The sequence below is a fragment of the Pseudoxanthomonas sp. LjRoot204_2 genome, assembly GCF_056175765.1.
Genome location: NZ_JBGFFG010000038.1, coordinates 1 through 14971, shown reverse-complemented (window position 1 = coordinate 14971; position 14971 = coordinate 1). Strand labels below are relative to the sequence as shown.

The 14971-nt window shown below is 68.4% G+C and carries 12 protein-coding genes and 1 pseudogene; 9 read left to right on the top strand and 4 right to left on the bottom strand.

Annotated features, from left to right (window positions below; all coding sequences use genetic code 11):
* A partial coding sequence (locus AC04L7_RS03420; RefSeq protein WP_475512525.1) for an alpha/beta hydrolase occupies window positions 1-1117 on the top strand: 1117 nt, incomplete at its 5' end.
* Window positions 1118-1138: 21 nt separating this feature from the next.
* Here AC04L7_RS03420 and AC04L7_RS03415 read toward each other — a convergent pair.
* Window positions 1139-2968 carry an extracellular catalytic domain type 1 short-chain-length polyhydroxyalkanoate depolymerase gene (locus tag AC04L7_RS03415; protein ID WP_475512524.1) on the bottom strand — a complete coding sequence of 610 codons (1830 nt, stop codon included), beginning with the start codon at window positions 2966-2968 and terminating at the stop codon, window positions 1139-1141.
* Between the two features lie 101 nt (window positions 2969-3069).
* On the opposite strand from AC04L7_RS03415, the gene AC04L7_RS03410 reads away from it, so the two are divergent.
* A complete protein-coding gene (locus AC04L7_RS03410) occupies window positions 3070-3783 on the top strand; it encodes a hypothetical protein (RefSeq protein ID WP_475512523.1) in 714 nt (237 codons plus the stop codon).
* Window positions 3784-3792: 9 nt separating this feature from the next.
* Here the strand turns inward: AC04L7_RS03410 and AC04L7_RS03405 are convergent, their stop codons facing one another.
* The gene (locus AC04L7_RS03405; RefSeq protein WP_435998127.1) at window positions 3793-4635 is read right to left on the bottom strand and encodes a class I SAM-dependent methyltransferase; all 843 of its coding nucleotides are present in this window, start codon (window positions 4633-4635) and stop codon (window positions 3793-3795) included.
* A 121-nt stretch (window positions 4636-4756) separates the two neighbouring features.
* On the opposite strand from AC04L7_RS03405, the gene AC04L7_RS03400 reads away from it, so the two are divergent.
* From AC04L7_RS03400 to ligD, 5 genes and pseudogenes are all read left to right on the top strand, one after another.
* Window positions 4757-5683: a M14 family metallopeptidase gene (locus tag AC04L7_RS03400; protein ID WP_435998129.1), complete on the top strand. Its 927-nt coding sequence runs from the start codon at window positions 4757-4759 to the stop codon at window positions 5681-5683.
* A gap of 95 nt (window positions 5684-5778) precedes the next feature.
* Window positions 5779-6045 carry a DksA/TraR family C4-type zinc finger protein gene (locus tag AC04L7_RS03395; protein ID WP_296278272.1) on the top strand — a complete coding sequence of 89 codons (267 nt, stop codon included), beginning with the start codon at window positions 5779-5781 and terminating at the stop codon, window positions 6043-6045.
* A gap of 91 nt (window positions 6046-6136) precedes the next feature.
* A complete protein-coding gene (gene ku / locus AC04L7_RS03390; protein WP_435998131.1) occupies window positions 6137-7054 on the top strand; it encodes a non-homologous end joining protein Ku in 918 nt (305 codons plus the stop codon).
* Window positions 7055-7057: 3 nt separating this feature from the next.
* Complete coding sequence (locus tag AC04L7_RS03385) at window positions 7058-7687, top strand: GIY-YIG nuclease family protein (protein WP_435998133.1); 630 nt, start codon at window positions 7058-7060, stop codon at window positions 7685-7687.
* Window positions 7688-7757: 70 nt separating this feature from the next.
* A pseudogene (gene ligD / locus AC04L7_RS03380) lies at window positions 7758-10259 on the top strand (DNA ligase D); the annotation flags it as partial.
* A gap of 163 nt (window positions 10260-10422) precedes the next feature.
* Here the strand turns inward: ligD and AC04L7_RS03375 are convergent.
* Complete coding sequence (locus AC04L7_RS03375; RefSeq protein WP_296278268.1) at window positions 10423-10878, bottom strand: PA2169 family four-helix-bundle protein; 456 nt, start codon at window positions 10876-10878, stop codon at window positions 10423-10425.
* Window positions 10879-11129: 251 nt separating this feature from the next.
* Here AC04L7_RS03375 and AC04L7_RS03370 point away from each other — a divergent pair, with 251 nt between their 5' ends.
* Window positions 11130-12044 (top strand): HDOD domain-containing protein, encoded by a 915-nt coding sequence (locus AC04L7_RS03370; protein ID WP_435998135.1) that lies wholly within the window; start codon window positions 11130-11132, stop codon window positions 12042-12044.
* Between the two features lie 21 nt (window positions 12045-12065).
* On the opposite strand, the gene AC04L7_RS03365 is transcribed toward AC04L7_RS03370, so the two are convergent.
* A complete protein-coding gene (locus AC04L7_RS03365) occupies window positions 12066-14141 on the bottom strand; it encodes a putative bifunctional diguanylate cyclase/phosphodiesterase (protein WP_435998137.1) in 2076 nt (691 codons plus the stop codon).
* Window positions 14142-14478: 337 nt separating this feature from the next.
* Between AC04L7_RS03365 and AC04L7_RS03360 the strand changes: the two genes are divergently transcribed.
* Window positions 14479-14971 (top strand): hypothetical protein (locus AC04L7_RS03360; RefSeq protein ID WP_475512522.1); only part of this gene is annotated, 493 nt, incomplete at its 3' end.

Below are 14971 nucleotides of genomic sequence, written 5' to 3'. Positions count from 1 at the left end.
TGCCGCCGAGGCCGAAGCGCGGGCGCGCCAGCAGCGCGATGCGACGGCGCGCGAAGCGGCCGAGCGCGAAGCGCGGGCCCGCGGGGCTGCGCAGTCGGGCTGGCCTCCGCAGCAGGACTTCGTCAACGTCGACGTGTTCTACGCCACCAACCGCGCGCCGGCGGCGGCATTCGCCTCGCTGCCCGCAGGCGATCGCTTCACGCCTTCGCTCGCACGCCAGCTCACCTATGGCACCGCGCGCATCAGCATCCCGAAGGTCCACGTCGCCGGCGAACTGGAATCGCCCCGCTGGTACCTGCTGGAATTCAAGGAGGATCCCAAGCAGYACGTTATCCTGCAGGACGTCACCCGCCTGGATAAATCCCCCTTCTTCGCGCGCCTTTACGACCGCGTGGGCACCTCCCGCGGACGCAATGCCTTCGTGTTCGTGCACGGGTACAACGTCAGCTTCCGCGACGCCGCCCGGCGTACGGCGCAGCTGGCGTACGACCTGCGCTTCGACGGCGCACCGGTGTTCTACAGCTGGCCTTCGCAGGCCGCGCTGTCGGGCTACTTCACCGACGAGCAGAGCATCGCGCGCTCGGTACCGTACATCGAGAACTTCCTGTCCGACCTCGCCGACCGCTCCGGCGCGCAGAACCTGTACGTGATCGGGCACAGCATGGGCACGCGCGGGCTGACCCAGGCCGTGCGCAACCTGGTCACCCGCCGGCCGGAACTGCGCGGGCGCTTCCGCGGCATCATCCTCGCCGCACCGGACATCGACGCAAAGGTATTCCGCACCGAACTGGCGCCTGCGCTGCAGCGGGCGAGTGGCCGGGTCACGCTCTACGCGTCGTCGGAGGACCTGGCGCTGAAGGCGTCCAAGCAGGTCAACCGCGGGCCGCGCGCCGGCGACACCAGCGAAGGCGTCGTGCTGGTCTCCGGCGTGGACACCATCGACGTCTCCGGCGTGGACCAGAGCGTGCTGGCGCACTCCTACTTCATGGAGTCGGACAAGGTGATGGGCGACATCCGCGAGATGTTCCGCGCGAACCAGCCCGCCGCGCAGCGCAAGCCACTGCAGTCGGTGAAGCTGGGCGCGGGCATGTTCTGGAAGATCCTGCCGCCGCCGTGAAGCGGCGGCAGGCCTTGCCGGTCACGGCAGCGTGTAAGTGACCGAGAGCTTGGCGGTCGCGCCGCGGTCGATCCACACATAGTGCGTCGCCGAGGGATTGGCGGCGAAGCGCAACTTCAGCTGCGTGCGCCCGGTGCGGTTGATCGCCGCGCGCCCGGCGGTATCGAACACGGTACTGGTCTGGTTGCCGCCGCTGAAGGCCGGCACCTGCGCGCTACTGGCGGTGGTCGTGGCGGCGGCCCAGTCCGCCGCTTCGATGGGGCATGCGCCAAGGCAGCCGCTGCGGACATCAACGACCAGCGTGTTGCCGGCGGGATTGCTCCACGGATCGCCGCTCGCGCTGCGGTAGGCCACCGTCAGCGTGGCGGACGTCACCACCGCGTTGTCCGGCAGCGATGACGTATCGAAGGAGAGCACCGCGCGATTGTGGTTGCCGTCGGTGCCGCGGCCGATCGCCAGGCCGTAGTACGCCTCCAGCGTGCCGACGGCCGGACTGCCGCCGGTGGCGCTGGCCTTCACGTAACCATCGTTGGCATCCTCGTTGTTGAACACGACCGTGACCGGCGAGCCGCCACTCGTGCCACCGCTGACGGTGACGTTCACGGCAGCGGAGGTGCCGGTATTGCCGGCGAGGTCGAGCGCGCGCGCCTGCAGCACGTGCGCGCCGTTGCCGGTGCCGCCGCTGTTCCAGGCGAGGCTGTAGGGCGCGCTGGCATCGCTGCCGAGCAGCGCACCGTCCAGCAGGAAGTCCACGCGCGCCACGCCGATGTCGTCGCTGGCCGAGGCCGCCAGTGCCACCGTACCGCTGACGCTGGCGCCGTTGGCGGGGGAGGTCAGGGCGACGGTCGGCGGCGTGCCGTCCAGGTTGTCCAGGCCGAAGAAGCGGGTGATGTAGTAGCTGGAACAGAGGTTCACGTCGAGGATGTAGGCGCCCGCGGTGCCGCACTGCGTTTCGCCGCTGCCGGGATCGACCGGCGTGCCGTGGCCCATGCCGGTGATGACGTAGGTTTCGACCTTGGCATTGCCCGCCGCGTCCTTGTACACCCTGTGCGGGAAGCCGCTGACGGTGTCGGTGGCGTCCGCCACGGTATCGATGCCGTGCACGTCGGCCCACTGCTCCAGGCTCTCGGTGAGGTTAGCCGGGCGCACGACGTAGTCGGCATCGCCATGCCAGATCGACACGATCGGCCAGGGCCCGGTCCAGCTGCTGGCAGCACGTACCTTCGCGCCCCATTGGGCAGGGCTCAGGTCGCTGCCAGGGTTCATGCAGCTGAACGCCGCGCTCTGGCTCGTCGCACAGCGGTAGGGCAGGCCCGCCACGATCGCGCCCCCGGCAAAGACGTCGGGGTAGGTCGCCAGCATCRCCGAGGTCATCGCGCCACCCGCGGACAAACCGGTGACGTAGACGCGCGCGGGATCAATCGCATGGTCGGCGATCATGCGGTCGACCATCTGCTTGATCGACAGCGGTTCGCCCTGGCCGCGCGTCGTGTCCGCCGTCTCGAACCAGTTGAAACAGCGGCTGCTGTTGTTGCCGGTCTGCTGCTCGGGCAGCAACAGGGCGAAACCGAAGCGGTTGGCGAGCAACTCCCAACCCGTCTCGGCATCGTAGTTGGACGCGGACTGCGCGCAGCCGTGCAGGGCGACCACCAGCGGCGCATCCGCGGCCAGCCCCGCGGGAACGTACTTGTGCATGCGCAGGTTGCCCGGATTGCTGCCGAAGCCGGTGACTTCGGTCAACGCCAGTGCCGGACTGCTCGCCACCACCAGCAACAGGGAAGCGAGCAACAGGCCCCCGCGACGGGACGGGATGAGCGGGACGGGACGACACAGCAGCGCAGCGATCGACATCGACGGCACCTCCGGTGTGAAGTGCCGGCAGTGGGCCACAGCGCTTCCGGCCGGGACATTGGCCAAAGGGGAAAGCTGCAGCGCACCATCGCCACGGCGTGATGGCGGTCGCGCCGTACGCACGGCGTGGGCAGCCCCGCCCTGTCCGCTCCTGCCACGTCGCCGCGTTGGGCCTGAGTGCAAGCCCGCGCATCGCGCGAGGGCGCGTTCATGGAGAACGGAACATGGCCATCCGCACGATGATGTCGGCACTGCTCGTGGTTGCCTGCGGGCAAGCGTTCGCCGCCCCCCCTTCCGACGAACTGCTGCGGAAGGGTGCGCCCGTCGTCGACAGGGTGTCGCTGCTGTGCCTGCAGCAGCCGGCGCGCTGCCCGCGCTTCGCGCACAACATCACGGTGCCTGCGCATGCGCTGTCGCGGTCGACGTTCGGCACGTTCGACGTGCACACGCGCGGCGTGAACTGGACGGGAAACACCGGGGCGATGTCGTTCACGATGCGTCGTCCCGACGATTTCACCGGCACACGCGTCCGCCTGCGCTTCCTCTTTGAAATCACCGACGATGCGGGCGGGGACCTGCAGTTCGTGGTCACGCCGGTCACGCTGAAGCACGGCGGTGGCTTCGAGACCTACGCGAGCTATGGCACGCCGCTGGTGGCGGTGCCGGAGTCCCCGACGATCATGCAAGAGAGCACGGTGATCGTGACCGACACCAACGGCATCGATCCCGACGGCCCGTGGTGGTACTTCGAGATAAACCGGCAGGGCACCTACGCAGGACGGCTTCGACTCTACGCCGTCGCACTGGAGTACTGATGCAGCGCGTCAGCGACGCACGGCCATGACGCCGTCCAGCGCCCGCTGTGCCCGGAAGCCGGCTTTCTCCAGCCGTTTCAGCACTTCGCCGGGCACGTCGCGCCCGCTGGTCAGCTTGTTGGGGCTGCCGGTGTAGTGGAACAGGGCGCCACCACGGCGCGCCACGCGCGCGAGTTGGTCGTAGAACGCCTGCGAGTACAGTTCGCCGGCGATGCCGAAGCGCGGCGGATCGTGCAGCAGGGCATCCACCGACGCATCCGGTACCTGCGCGATCGCCTGCGACACATCGGCATGGAGCAGCTGCAGGCGACCTGCGGCGGCCGCATCGCCCGGATCCGGTGACCAGGGGTTCAGCGTGCGCAGCCACAGCACGTCCGCATTCTTCTCGAACGACAGGATGCGCGCGGCGCCGGCCTCCAGGCAGCACGCGGCGAAATAACCCAGGCCACCGCAGGTATCGAGCACGGTCTTTCCCTTCGGCTCGACCAGGCCGACCTTGCGGCGCGCATCGTCCAGCGGCGATGCCTTCGAGGTCGGCAGCATCTTGATGCCGTCGATCTCGAACGTCGGCACCCCCCACTCGGTGGGCACGAGCTTGATCAGCGACCCCGCATAGCGCGACACCGGCGCGAAGTCCTCGCCGTCCCATCCGTACAGCGTGCGGTCCTTGAGTCTGCCTGGATACGGGTACGCGACGCCGTGCCAGCGCCAGCCGTCGGCCTCCAGCCATGCCTCGTCCTGCGAACGGCCGAGGTCGAGCGAGCCCGGCCAGCGGGTATCGCCGCGGTCGCGGGCGGCGAGCAGGGCAGCGGCGGTGTCGCGGGTGAGCAGGGGGCCGGTGTAGCGGGGCATCGGACATTCATGCGGGAGACGTCGCGCCATTTTCACCGCGTTGGCGCGAAGAGGACAGTGCGCGGGAGGCGACAGACCCGCTGGTATAGTGCGGCCCCCGATATTCCATGCCATCGTCGCCATGACCACCCTCGAACGCTTCCATCCCATCGGAACGCCTGGCCAGCCCTGGGACGCGGCGGAAAAGGCGCAGTGGCGCGGGCAGCAGCGCGTGCGGCGGCGTTACGTCGACGATGTCGTGGTGGCGGTCGACGCCCTGCGCGACCGCTTCGACGTGCAGCAGTATGGAACGCTCGACTACGGCCCCGGCGAACGCTATCCGCTGTTCGCCGTCCGCAGCCGCGACTGGAACGACGACCTGCCGACGATGCTGGTGACCGGCGGCGTGCACGGCTACGAGACCAGTGGCGTGCATGGGGCGCTGCAGTTCCTGGAGCAGCGCGCCGGAGGTTACGCCGGCAAGGCCAATCTGCTGGTCGTGCCTTGCGTGAGCCCGTGGGGCTACGAGCGCATCCACCGCTGGAACGCCGATGCGCTGGACCCGAACCGTTCCTTCCGGGCCGACAGTCCGGCCCAGGAATCCGCCGCGCTGATCGACCTGGTCGCACCGCTCAGGACGCGCGTGCGGATGCATATCGACCTGCACGAGACCACCGACAGCGACGAGACCGAATTCCGTCCCGCGCTGGCCGCGCGCGACGGCAAGGCTTACGAGCCGGGCGAGATCCCGGACGGCTTCTACCTGGTGGACGACAGCGAGCGCCGCCAGCCCGACTTCCAGCGTGCGGTGATCGCCGCGGTCGCGGCGGTGACGCATATCGCGCCGGCCGATGCGAAGGGCGAGATCATCGGTTCGCCGGTCGTCGCCGAAGGTGTGATCGAGTATCCGGTCGCGTCGCTGGGTTTGTGCACCGGTATCACCGATGCGCGCTACACCACCATCACCGAGGTGTACCCGGACAGCCCCAAGGCCACGCCACAGCAGTGCAACGATGCGCAGGTGGCGGCCGTGGTGGCGGCGATCGACTATGCGCTGGCGCACGGTTGATGCGGCGCCGGTACGCCCCCATTCCTGTTCGTGAAAGCCGGTTGCCGGTGGCGGCGTAAGCTGGCCTGGCAACCGAGATCCGCGAGGAGACCACCATGGCAACCGGATGGGCCGGCGACGGCGCCGTGCAGGACCAGATCGATGCGACCGTGAAGGATGGGATCGAGCGCGCACGCCGCGCGTTGCCGACGGGTCCCAGCCTGACCCACTGCGAGGCGTGCGAGAAACCCATTCCCGCCGCGCGGCGGAAAGCCGTGCCGGGTGTCCGCCTGTGCGTCGCCTGCCAGGAAGCGGCCGACCAGGAAGAGCACGGCGCCGGTCTGTACAACCGCCGCGGCAGCAAGGACAGCCAGCTGCGCTGAGCGACGGTCCGGCTGCCGGCGCCGACGTCTTCACATCGGTTTCCGCGGGCGCTGCACACGATGGATGCCCCTCGTTCCGCGCAGGCACGCCATGGCACGCCCCATCTGGACCGGCACCCTGTCCTTCGGCCTCCTCAACATTCCGGTTTCGCTGATGTCCGGCGAACGCAAGGTGGACATCAGTTTCCGCATGCTCGACTCGCGCGACAAGAAGCCGATCCGCTTCGAGCGCGTCAACGCCGAGACCGGCGAAGAGGTGCCGTGGAAGGACATCATCAAGGCCTTCGAGTACGACAAGGGCAGCTACGTGGTGGTCGAGAAGGAAGACATCGCTTCCGCTGCACCGCAGACGCACGAGTCGGTGGACGTCGAAGCGTTCGTGGACCGGAAGGAAATCGGCCTTAGGTTCTTCGAGAAGCCCTACATCCTCGTGCCGGGGAAGAAGGCCGAAAAGGGTTACGTGCTGCTGCGCGACACGCTGGCGAGCACCGGCAAGGCCGGCGTGGCGCGGGTGGTGATCCGTACGCGCGAATACCTGTGCGCGGTTGTACCGGAAGGCGATGCGCTGGTCCTGCTGATGTTGCGCTACCCGCAGGAACTGGTTGATCCGGAGGAGTACAAGCTGCCGGGCGGAAAGGCGGCCGACTACCGCATCACGGCGAAGGAGCGCGAGATGGCGGAGACCCTGATCGCCTCGATGTCGGCACCGTGGACGCCGGACGACTACCAGGATGAATTCCGCAAGCGCCTGGAAGCCATCATCAAGAAGCGCATCAAGTCGCGCGGGGCCACCACGAAGATCGTGGAGGACGACGTGGAACACGAGGACGCCACCACCAACGTGGTGGATTTCATGGCCCTGCTGCAGAAGAGCCTGGACAGCAAGAAGCGCACGCCTGCGAAGAAGGCCGCGACGAAGAAGGCGGCGCAGGGGAAGCCTGCCCGCAAAACCGCGAAGGCCGCCAAGAAGCGTCCTGCCAAGCGCGCACGCAAGGCGGTGTCGCGCTGACGCATGGCGACAGGCAGGCGCGTCGTGCCAGTGGACGGCGTCGGCACGGGCGCCAGCGGGCGCGCCTGCCTTTACGTGCTCCCCTGCGCCTACGAGGACCACGCCAAACTCGGCATCGCGACCGATCCGCTGGCGCGGATGCAGGCGTTTTCGCCGCGTTACTACGCGTTCTTCGACCTGGATCGCGGCTGGCTGGCGGAGGCCGGCAGCCTCCGCGAGGCCCGTGCCTGGGAAACGCGCTGGAAGCGTGCGCTGCGCGACCATGCCGCACCGCCGCCGCTGCAGGTGCCCGCACAGGCGGCCGGACACACGGAGTGGTTCCGGGGTGCCCTGTCGATGCTCGATGAGGCGCGACATGAGCTGGAATCGCAGGGCTTCGTCGTGCACGCGCCCCTGCGTACTTGGATCGCGCGCCGCCTGCGGGAACAGCGTGAGCGCTTGCACAGCGGCGAACAAGCGGCGGTCGCGCATTACGGGGCACCCGATGCCTGGCCGGCCGCCGCGGCGTGGCCGCCGCTGGCGCGCTTGCGCGACGCACTCGATGCGTACGCCGCGCTCGGGATAGACCTGGACGATGCGATGTCGCCCTCGCTCCACGCGTGGCTGGCGCGCAATACCCTCTTGTCGCGGTGAGGGCGGGTTGCCTGTGTCCTTGCACGCCCCGTTGACGGTGCGCGCGGCATAACAGCGGCCGAGGACCGCCATGAGCCTGCAGGAATACCGTMGCAAACGCCGCTTCGATCGCACGCCGGAACCGGCCGCGGATGGGCGGCGCGCGTGTGGCGCGAGGCCCCTGTTCGTGGTGCAGCTTCACCATGCCAGCCATCGTCACTACGACTTCCGCCTGCAGGTGGGCGACACCCTGAAGAGCTGGGCGGTCCCCAAGGGACCCAGTCTGGATCCCGCGGTGAAGCGGTTGGCTGCCGAGGTGGAAGACCATCCGATCGACTACGCCGACTTCGAGGGCGATATCCCCAAAGGCCAGTACGGGGGCGGCCACGTGGCCACCTTCGATCGTGGCGTGTGGACCACGGACGGCGATGCGGGAGCGCAACTGGCCAAGGGTCACCTGCGCTTCCGCCTGTTCGGCGACAAGTTGAAGGGTGGCTGGCACCTGGTGCGAACGCAGACGCCGTCGCGCAGGCCGCAGTGGTTGCTGTTCAAGGAGCGCGACGACCATGCGGGTACGCACGAGGCGGACGATCTTCTGCAGGACGTGGTACCACCTTCAGGCGCGACGTCTTCCCGCGCCGCGGGCCGCGCACGCAAGCGTGTGGCGTCGGTCGCGAAGGCCAGCCATCGGTGGGCCAAGCGCGCGGCCCGCCTGGATGGTGCGCGCGCAAGCCGCCAGCGTTCGGGATTCCGTGCTCCGCAGCTGGCGAAGCTGCAGGCGAACGTGCCGGAAGGGGATGCCTGGCTGCACGAGGCCAAGTGGGACGGCTATCGCCTGATCGCGCAGATCAGCAAGGGCAACGTCCGCCTCTGGTCCCGCAACGAGATCGAATGGACGGCACGCGCGCCTGACATCGTCGCGGCGCTGCGCGCGCTGGCACTGGACGACGCCGTACTGGACGGAGAACTGGTGGCCGGTGCGGGCAGGCAGGAGGATTTCGGCCTGCTGCAGGCGACCCTGTCCGGCGAGAAGAACGCAACCCTTTCCTACGTGATCTTCGACATCCTGCAGGTCGATGGCGTGGACCTGATGCGCAGCCCGCAGTACCAGCGCAAGGCGTTGCTGGCGGAAATCCTGAAGTCGCCGCCGGACCGCCTGGTCTACAGCTCGCATATCGTGGGGCGGGGAGACGAGGCGCTGGCGATGGCACTGGAGCGGGGACTCGAAGGCATCATCAGCAAGCGCGCCGACGCGCCCTACCACGGCGGACGCGGGGACAGCTGGCGGAAGGTGAAGCAGCGCGCATCGGAGGAATTCGCGGTCGTCGGGTTCACGGCGCCGAAGGGCAGTCGCAGCGGTCTGGGTGCGCTGCTGCTGGCGGTGCCCGACGGTGCGAACGGCTGGCGCTACGCGGGACGGGTGGGAACCGGATTCAGCCGCGACCTGCTCGACGCGTTGGCCGCGCAGTTGGCACCGCGCGTGCGCCGTACCCCGACGGCGCGCGTCGAGGTCAACGATCCGGAACTGCGGCGCGCGCGCTGGGTGACGCCGACTCTGGTGGCCGAGGTGTTCCATCACGGGCTGGGCAACCAGGGCCTGCTGCGGCAATCCTCCCTGAAGGCGATAAGGCGCGACAAGCGGCCCTCGGACCTGCGCGGAACGCCCCCGTCACGAGACGCAAAGGAAACGACGATGCCGGCGACCGATGCTTCCCGCAGTACCGATGCGCAGCCGGTCGCACTGTCGCACCCCGAACGCGTGGTATTCCCCGACAGTGGCATCACAAAACGGCAGGTCTTCGACTATTACCGTGCGATGGCACGATGGCTGCTGCCGGAAATCGAGGGTCGCCCGTTGTCGGTCGTCCGTTGTCCGCAGGGCGCGGGCCGGCCGTGTTTCTTCCAGAAGCACCATACGCCGGGCATGGAGCGCGTCGACGTGGTGCCGCTGGAAGAAGAGGGTGGCGCACGCGCGGACTATCTGGTGGTGCACGATGAGGCCGGGCTGCTCGAACTGGCGCAGTTCAACGCGATCGAATTCCATCCATGGGGCGCGCATGCGCAGTCCCCCGAGCTGGCGGACCGCGTCGTGTTCGATCTCGACCCCGGCCCCGATGTGGCGTGGGGTCGCGTGGTGGCCGCCGCCCGGCAGGTGCGAACGCTGTTGCGTGCGCTCGGACTGGCCTCCTACGTGCGCACGTCCGGAGGGAAGGGACTGCATGTCGTGGTGCCGCTGAAGCCGGCGTGTCCGTGGCCCCGGGTGAAGGACTTCGCGCACGCGTTCGCCGAATCCATGGCGGCGGCCGATCCGCTCGCCTATGTCGCGACCGCGACCAAGAAATTCCGCAAGGGACGCATCTTCATCGATTACCTCCGCAATGGCCGGGGTGCGACCAGCGTGGCATCGTTCTCGCTGCGCGCACGCGAAGGCGCGCCGGTGGCGATGCCCTTGCGCTGGGAGGAGCTGGGTCGCCTGAAGGGGGGCGACGCCTATACCCTGGCGTCCGCCCCGCGTCGCATGGCGCGCCTGGGCGCCCATCCATGGGGGGATTACGCGCGCAGGAAGCAGGATCTCACCGCAATCGCCGCAGCGCTGGCGTCGAAGACCGGCGCCAAGACGAAAACAAAAACGAACACAAAAGCGAAAACGAAGCAGCGCTAGCGACGGGCATGTGCGGCCTGTTGCACGCTGGCGCACGGAGGAACAAGAAAAGCCCCGCTTCCGCGGGGCTCTTGTCGGGCAGGCAGCCGATGGATCAGCTGGCGTGCTTAAGGACCTGCTTGCGGTCGCGCATCACGTTGTGGCACTCGCGGACGCTGGGCAGCAGGGCCTGCGCTTCCGCACGCGCGGTCGCCGGGGTGTCTTCGTCGTTGATCGTCTCATTGAACGCCTTCAGCAGGCGGTCTTCGGACTCTTCCAGTTCGGCCACGTAGCCGTAGGTGGTGTCGCCCAGCGTGGCGCGCACCTTGCCGTAGAACTGCTGCATGCTGCCGACCAGCGTGCCGTGCTCGGCCGGCTTGCCGCCGGTGGACGCAACGACCGCGCTGAGGCGCGCCACGATGTCCTGCTTCACACCGGCGATGCGCGTGAACAGGGCGGCCAGTTCGGCATCCTTCACCTTGCCGGCGGCTTCGGTGTAGAAGCCGTGGCCGTCGCGCGCGATCTCGATCAGGTCATTGAGGCTGTGCTGGATCTTCTTCTGCGTATCCATGGGGGAAACTCCAAGGGGAAAAAGGGAACGGGGTCTGATGCCCTCGTGCTTCCAAGGTCGCCGAATGGCGATCAACATCGCGTGACCGCGAAGATGAAGCGTTCACCAATGTGGTCGGGGCGAGAAGCGGATGTCATGCCGGCGTGATCGCGGACGTACGCATGGACCTGCTCAAGTTATGCGCCTCGCCGCCGATAGGATGAGCTCGAACATGCCCACGAAGGCAGGTCCTTGTGCCGCTGCTTGCGAAAATGACGGGATGGTGGAAACGCGAGGCACCGGCCGCGCGCCCGGCGTCCCCGGTCGCTCCCGCCGGAGACCTTCCGGCCGGCGCTGCTGCGTCGCCCGCGGTCGCGCGCGACTGGGCCGGGCCGCTGCTCCGGCTGGCGGGACTGGATGCGGCATTGCCGCCGATACCCGACGACAGTGAGCCCATCATCGCCGCGGCGCGGCAGGCGCTGAAACGCTTCGTCACGGATCCCCAGCGRCTGCCGCGGCGACCGCAGCTGCTGCCACAACTGTTGAGCACGCTGAACGACGCCGACGCGTCGAGTCGCGACATCGCCGAGATCATCGGACGCGATCCCGCACTTGCCGCCAACCTGCTGAAGCTGGCCAACAGTGCGCTGTATCGCCGCCACGAAGCGCCGGTCGAGAGCCTGGACCGGGCGGTCGCGATGGTCGGCGTGGATGGCCTTCGCCATCTGGTCGCGGTCGCGCTGATGCAGCCGGTGATGCGCGTGGAGGGCGGCGTCTTCGGGCGTTTGCCGGACCTGATCTGGGATCACACGCAGCGCACGGCCTTGCTTGCGGCGCAGGCGGTGCGGCCGGGCGGACGCGAGGATGTCTTCGCTGCCCAGCTGCTGGCCCTGCTGCAAGGCCTGGGTGCCGTCGTGGTCGTGCAGGTGCTGCGGGATGCCTGCGCGACGACGAAGGGCTCGTTGCCGCCTGCGGACACGGTCGCGGGACTGCTGCACCGCTGGGCGCCACGGGTGGGGCAGGCCGTCGCCCGCGAGTGGGATCTGTCCGCACGACTGATGCAGGCGCTCGACGAGCAGGGTGCCGGCGATATCGCGGCGATGGGTTCGCTGGCCCGCGGTCTTGCCCTTGCGGCACCCCAGGCAAGCGGGGCGATGGAAGCGCCGCCGGTGGCCGACGCTGCCTGAGCCCGCGTCGCGGATGCCTTGTCAGGCGGGCAGCGTCTCGGCCTGCAGGACGAAGAGCCGGTCTGCCGGCACTGGTTCACCCATCAGGTAGCCCTGGTAAAGATCGCACCCCAGCTGCCGCAGGTGCTGTCGCTGGCCGGTCGTCTCCACGCCCTCCGCCACCACCCGCAGGTTGAGCGTCTTGCCCAGCGCGATGATCGACGCGACGATCGCGACATCTTCGGCATTGGTTTCCAGTTCGCGGACGAACGCGCGATCGATCTTCAGTTCCGACGCCGGCAGCCGCTTCAGGTAGAGCAGGCTCGAATAGCCGGTGCCGAAGTCGTCGATGGAGATCTTCACCCCCATCCGCGTGAGTTCCTCGAGGATACCGAGGCTGGCGTCGGCATCGCGCATCGCGGTGGTCTCGGTGATCTCCAGGGTGAGGCAGGCCGGCTGCACCCCATGCCTTTCCAGCGCACCGGCGACGGTGTCGACCAGGGTCGGCGAGGAGAACTGCAATGGAGACAGGTTGATTGCCACGTGGGCGATGTCGTGGCCCTGCTCGCGCCACGCGCGCATCTGGCGGCAGGCATCGTCCAGTACCCAGTCGCCGAGGGCGAGGATCAGGCCGCTGCGTTCGGCGGCGGGAATGAAGGCGCCCGGCGGCAGCAGGCCCAGTTCCGGGTGCTGCCATCGCAGCAGGGCCTCGGCGCCGACCATGCGGTAGTCCGGCGCCGCGAACTTCGGCTGGTAGTGCAGCACCAGCTCGCCGCGATCGACCGCACGGCGAAGATCGTTCAGCAGCTTCACCTGCTGGTGGGCGCTGATGTTCATCGTGGGCGCGAAGAAGGTGTAGCCGTTCCGGCCATTGTCCTTGGTGTGGTACATCGCGGCGTCGGCATGCGCCATGAGTTCGCGTTCGTCTTCGCCATCGGACGGATACAGCGCGATGCCCATGCTCGCGGTGACATGCAGCTCGACGCCGTGGACCTGCAGGGCCATCGCGCCCACCGCATCGATGATGCGCTGCGCCACCATGGCCGCGTCATCCGGGTCGGTGCCGGCCACGACCAGGACGAATTCGTCCCCGCCGAGCCGGGAGAGGGTGTCCGGCCCACGCAGCAGGCCGCGCACGCGTGTCGCGACCTCCACCAGCAGGGTGTCGCCGGCCTGGTGGCCGTAGGCGTCGTTGATGCCCTTGAAACCGTCGAGGTCGAGGAACATGACGGCGAACTGCTCGCGCTTGCGCCTGGCCTTCTCGATGGCCTGGTCGATCCGGTCCTGCAGCAGGATGCGGTTGGGCAGGCGGGTGAGGGGGTCGTGCAGGGCGGCCTGCACCAGTTCCTCGTTGGCACGTGCGAGCGAGTGCGCCAGATGGTGGGTACGCGCATGCATCTGCCGGTCGAGCACCGACACGATCAGCGCGATGCCCATGATGGCGACCGTCGCGACGACCACGAGGATCGCCAGCCACTGCGCCGGCACGCCGCCGTCCCGGGCCGCCCCGCACCAGCTGTCGGCCGGGAATCGCGCCGCCGCCATGCCGGTGTAGTGCATGCCGACGATGGCGAAGCCCATCACCACGGCGGCGAGCGCACGCAGCGCGTACTTGCGGCGGCCGCCGCTGCGCAGGTGGAACGCGATCCACAGCGCCGCGCCGGAGGCCGCGACCGCGATGGCGATCGACAGGGTGAACCAGCCGGCGTGGTACTCGATGCCGGGCTGCATCTGCAGCGCCGCCATGCCGATGTAGTGCATCAGTGCGATGCCCGTCCCCATCAGCACCGCGCCCAGCAGYAATCGGCGATGCGGCAACTGCGGCCGCGACACCAGCCAGAGCGCGAAGGCCGAGGATCCGATCGCGGCCAGCATCGAGCAGACGGTGAGGGCCAGGTCGTAGCCCAGCGGAATGGGCAGGTGGAACGCCAGCATGCCGACGAAATGCATCGACCAGACGCCGAGGCCCATCGCGAACGCGCCACCGGCCAGCCACCAGCGTGCGGCCGTGCCGTGCGTGGTCGCGACGCGACCCGCCATGTCGAGGGCGGTATAGGACGCGAGGATGGCGACCAGCAGGGAAGAGAGAACGAGGATCTCGTTGTACGTGCCGGTCATGGGGTGGGGCGTTACCCGGGGATGCGAGCGTATCGGCCATTACTAGCGGCCTCGCGCGGCCAGTCTTGAGGGTGGCGGGACGCAACGAGGCGCTCGCAGGCACACGCCTTGCATCTGCCCGGACGCTGGCGCAGTGGGACGCGGGTGCTGGAGCATGCCGCCTGTGGCCGTTACCATGCCGCACCAGCAGGGGGCGTCGATGCGCCTCCGGTCGAGGTTGGATCGTGCATGTCGGGGAGGTCCCTCCGTGAGGCGGGGCTGACATGCGTGGCCAGGGAACGGCAGCCTTCGGGGGTTGCCGTGATGCGATGCACCTTCACGTTTTCCAGGGGTCCACATGTCCACTCTTTCCGGCGCCGCGCGCCGCGTCCGCCTGCTCGGCCGCCTGTTCGGCGTCATGGTGTTGGCGGGCACGGCCGCCATGGCCACGCATGCCGGCGCCGCGACGCTGACGTTCACCAGCAATGCGGGCTTGGGGGATGGCGTCGCCGCAGATGGCGACGGTGGCTCGGTGGATATCGGCGGCATTTCCATCCAGATCGTCAATATCAGCGATACCGCCGGCTCGAGCCTGGGCTCGATTCAGTGGTATGACAACTCGTTCCTCGCCAGCAGCGATGGTGGCTTTTCCGCGATTACCTATGACGACGGCGTAAATGGCTTTGCGAAAGGCATGGCTATCCGCTCGGCGAATGGTGCCGAGTTCAAGCTGACATCTTTCCGGTATTACAGCTGGGGTAACAGCTCGCCGATGACCAACGCGGTCGTTGGCTACCGGGATGGAGTGCAAGTCGCCTCGATGACCTTCCAGGCGTTCGATCCCAGCTACC

Excerpts from the sequence above, each read along its gene's own strand:
- ku (WP_435998131.1), top strand. The coding sequence starts at position 6,137 with ATGGCACGCCCCATCTGGACCGGCACCCTGTCCTTCGGCCTCCTCAAC.
- AC04L7_RS03405 (WP_435998127.1), bottom strand. The coding sequence starts at position 4,635 with ATGCCCCGCTACACCGGCCCCCTGCTCACCCGCGACACCGCCGCTGCC.
- AC04L7_RS03375 (WP_296278268.1), bottom strand. The coding sequence starts at position 10,878 with ATGGATACGCAGAAGAAGATCCAGCACAGCCTCAATGACCTGATCGAG.
- AC04L7_RS03385 (WP_435998133.1), top strand. The coding sequence starts at position 7,058 with ATGGCGACAGGCAGGCGCGTCGTGCCAGTGGACGGCGTCGGCACGGGC.
- AC04L7_RS03410 (WP_475512523.1), top strand. The coding sequence starts at position 3,070 with ATGGCGGTCGCGCCGTACGCACGGCGTGGGCAGCCCCGCCCTGTCCGC.
- AC04L7_RS03400 (WP_435998129.1), top strand. The coding sequence starts at position 4,757 with ATGACCACCCTCGAACGCTTCCATCCCATCGGAACGCCTGGCCAGCCC.
- AC04L7_RS03395 (WP_296278272.1), top strand. The coding sequence starts at position 5,779 with ATGGCAACCGGATGGGCCGGCGACGGCGCCGTGCAGGACCAGATCGAT.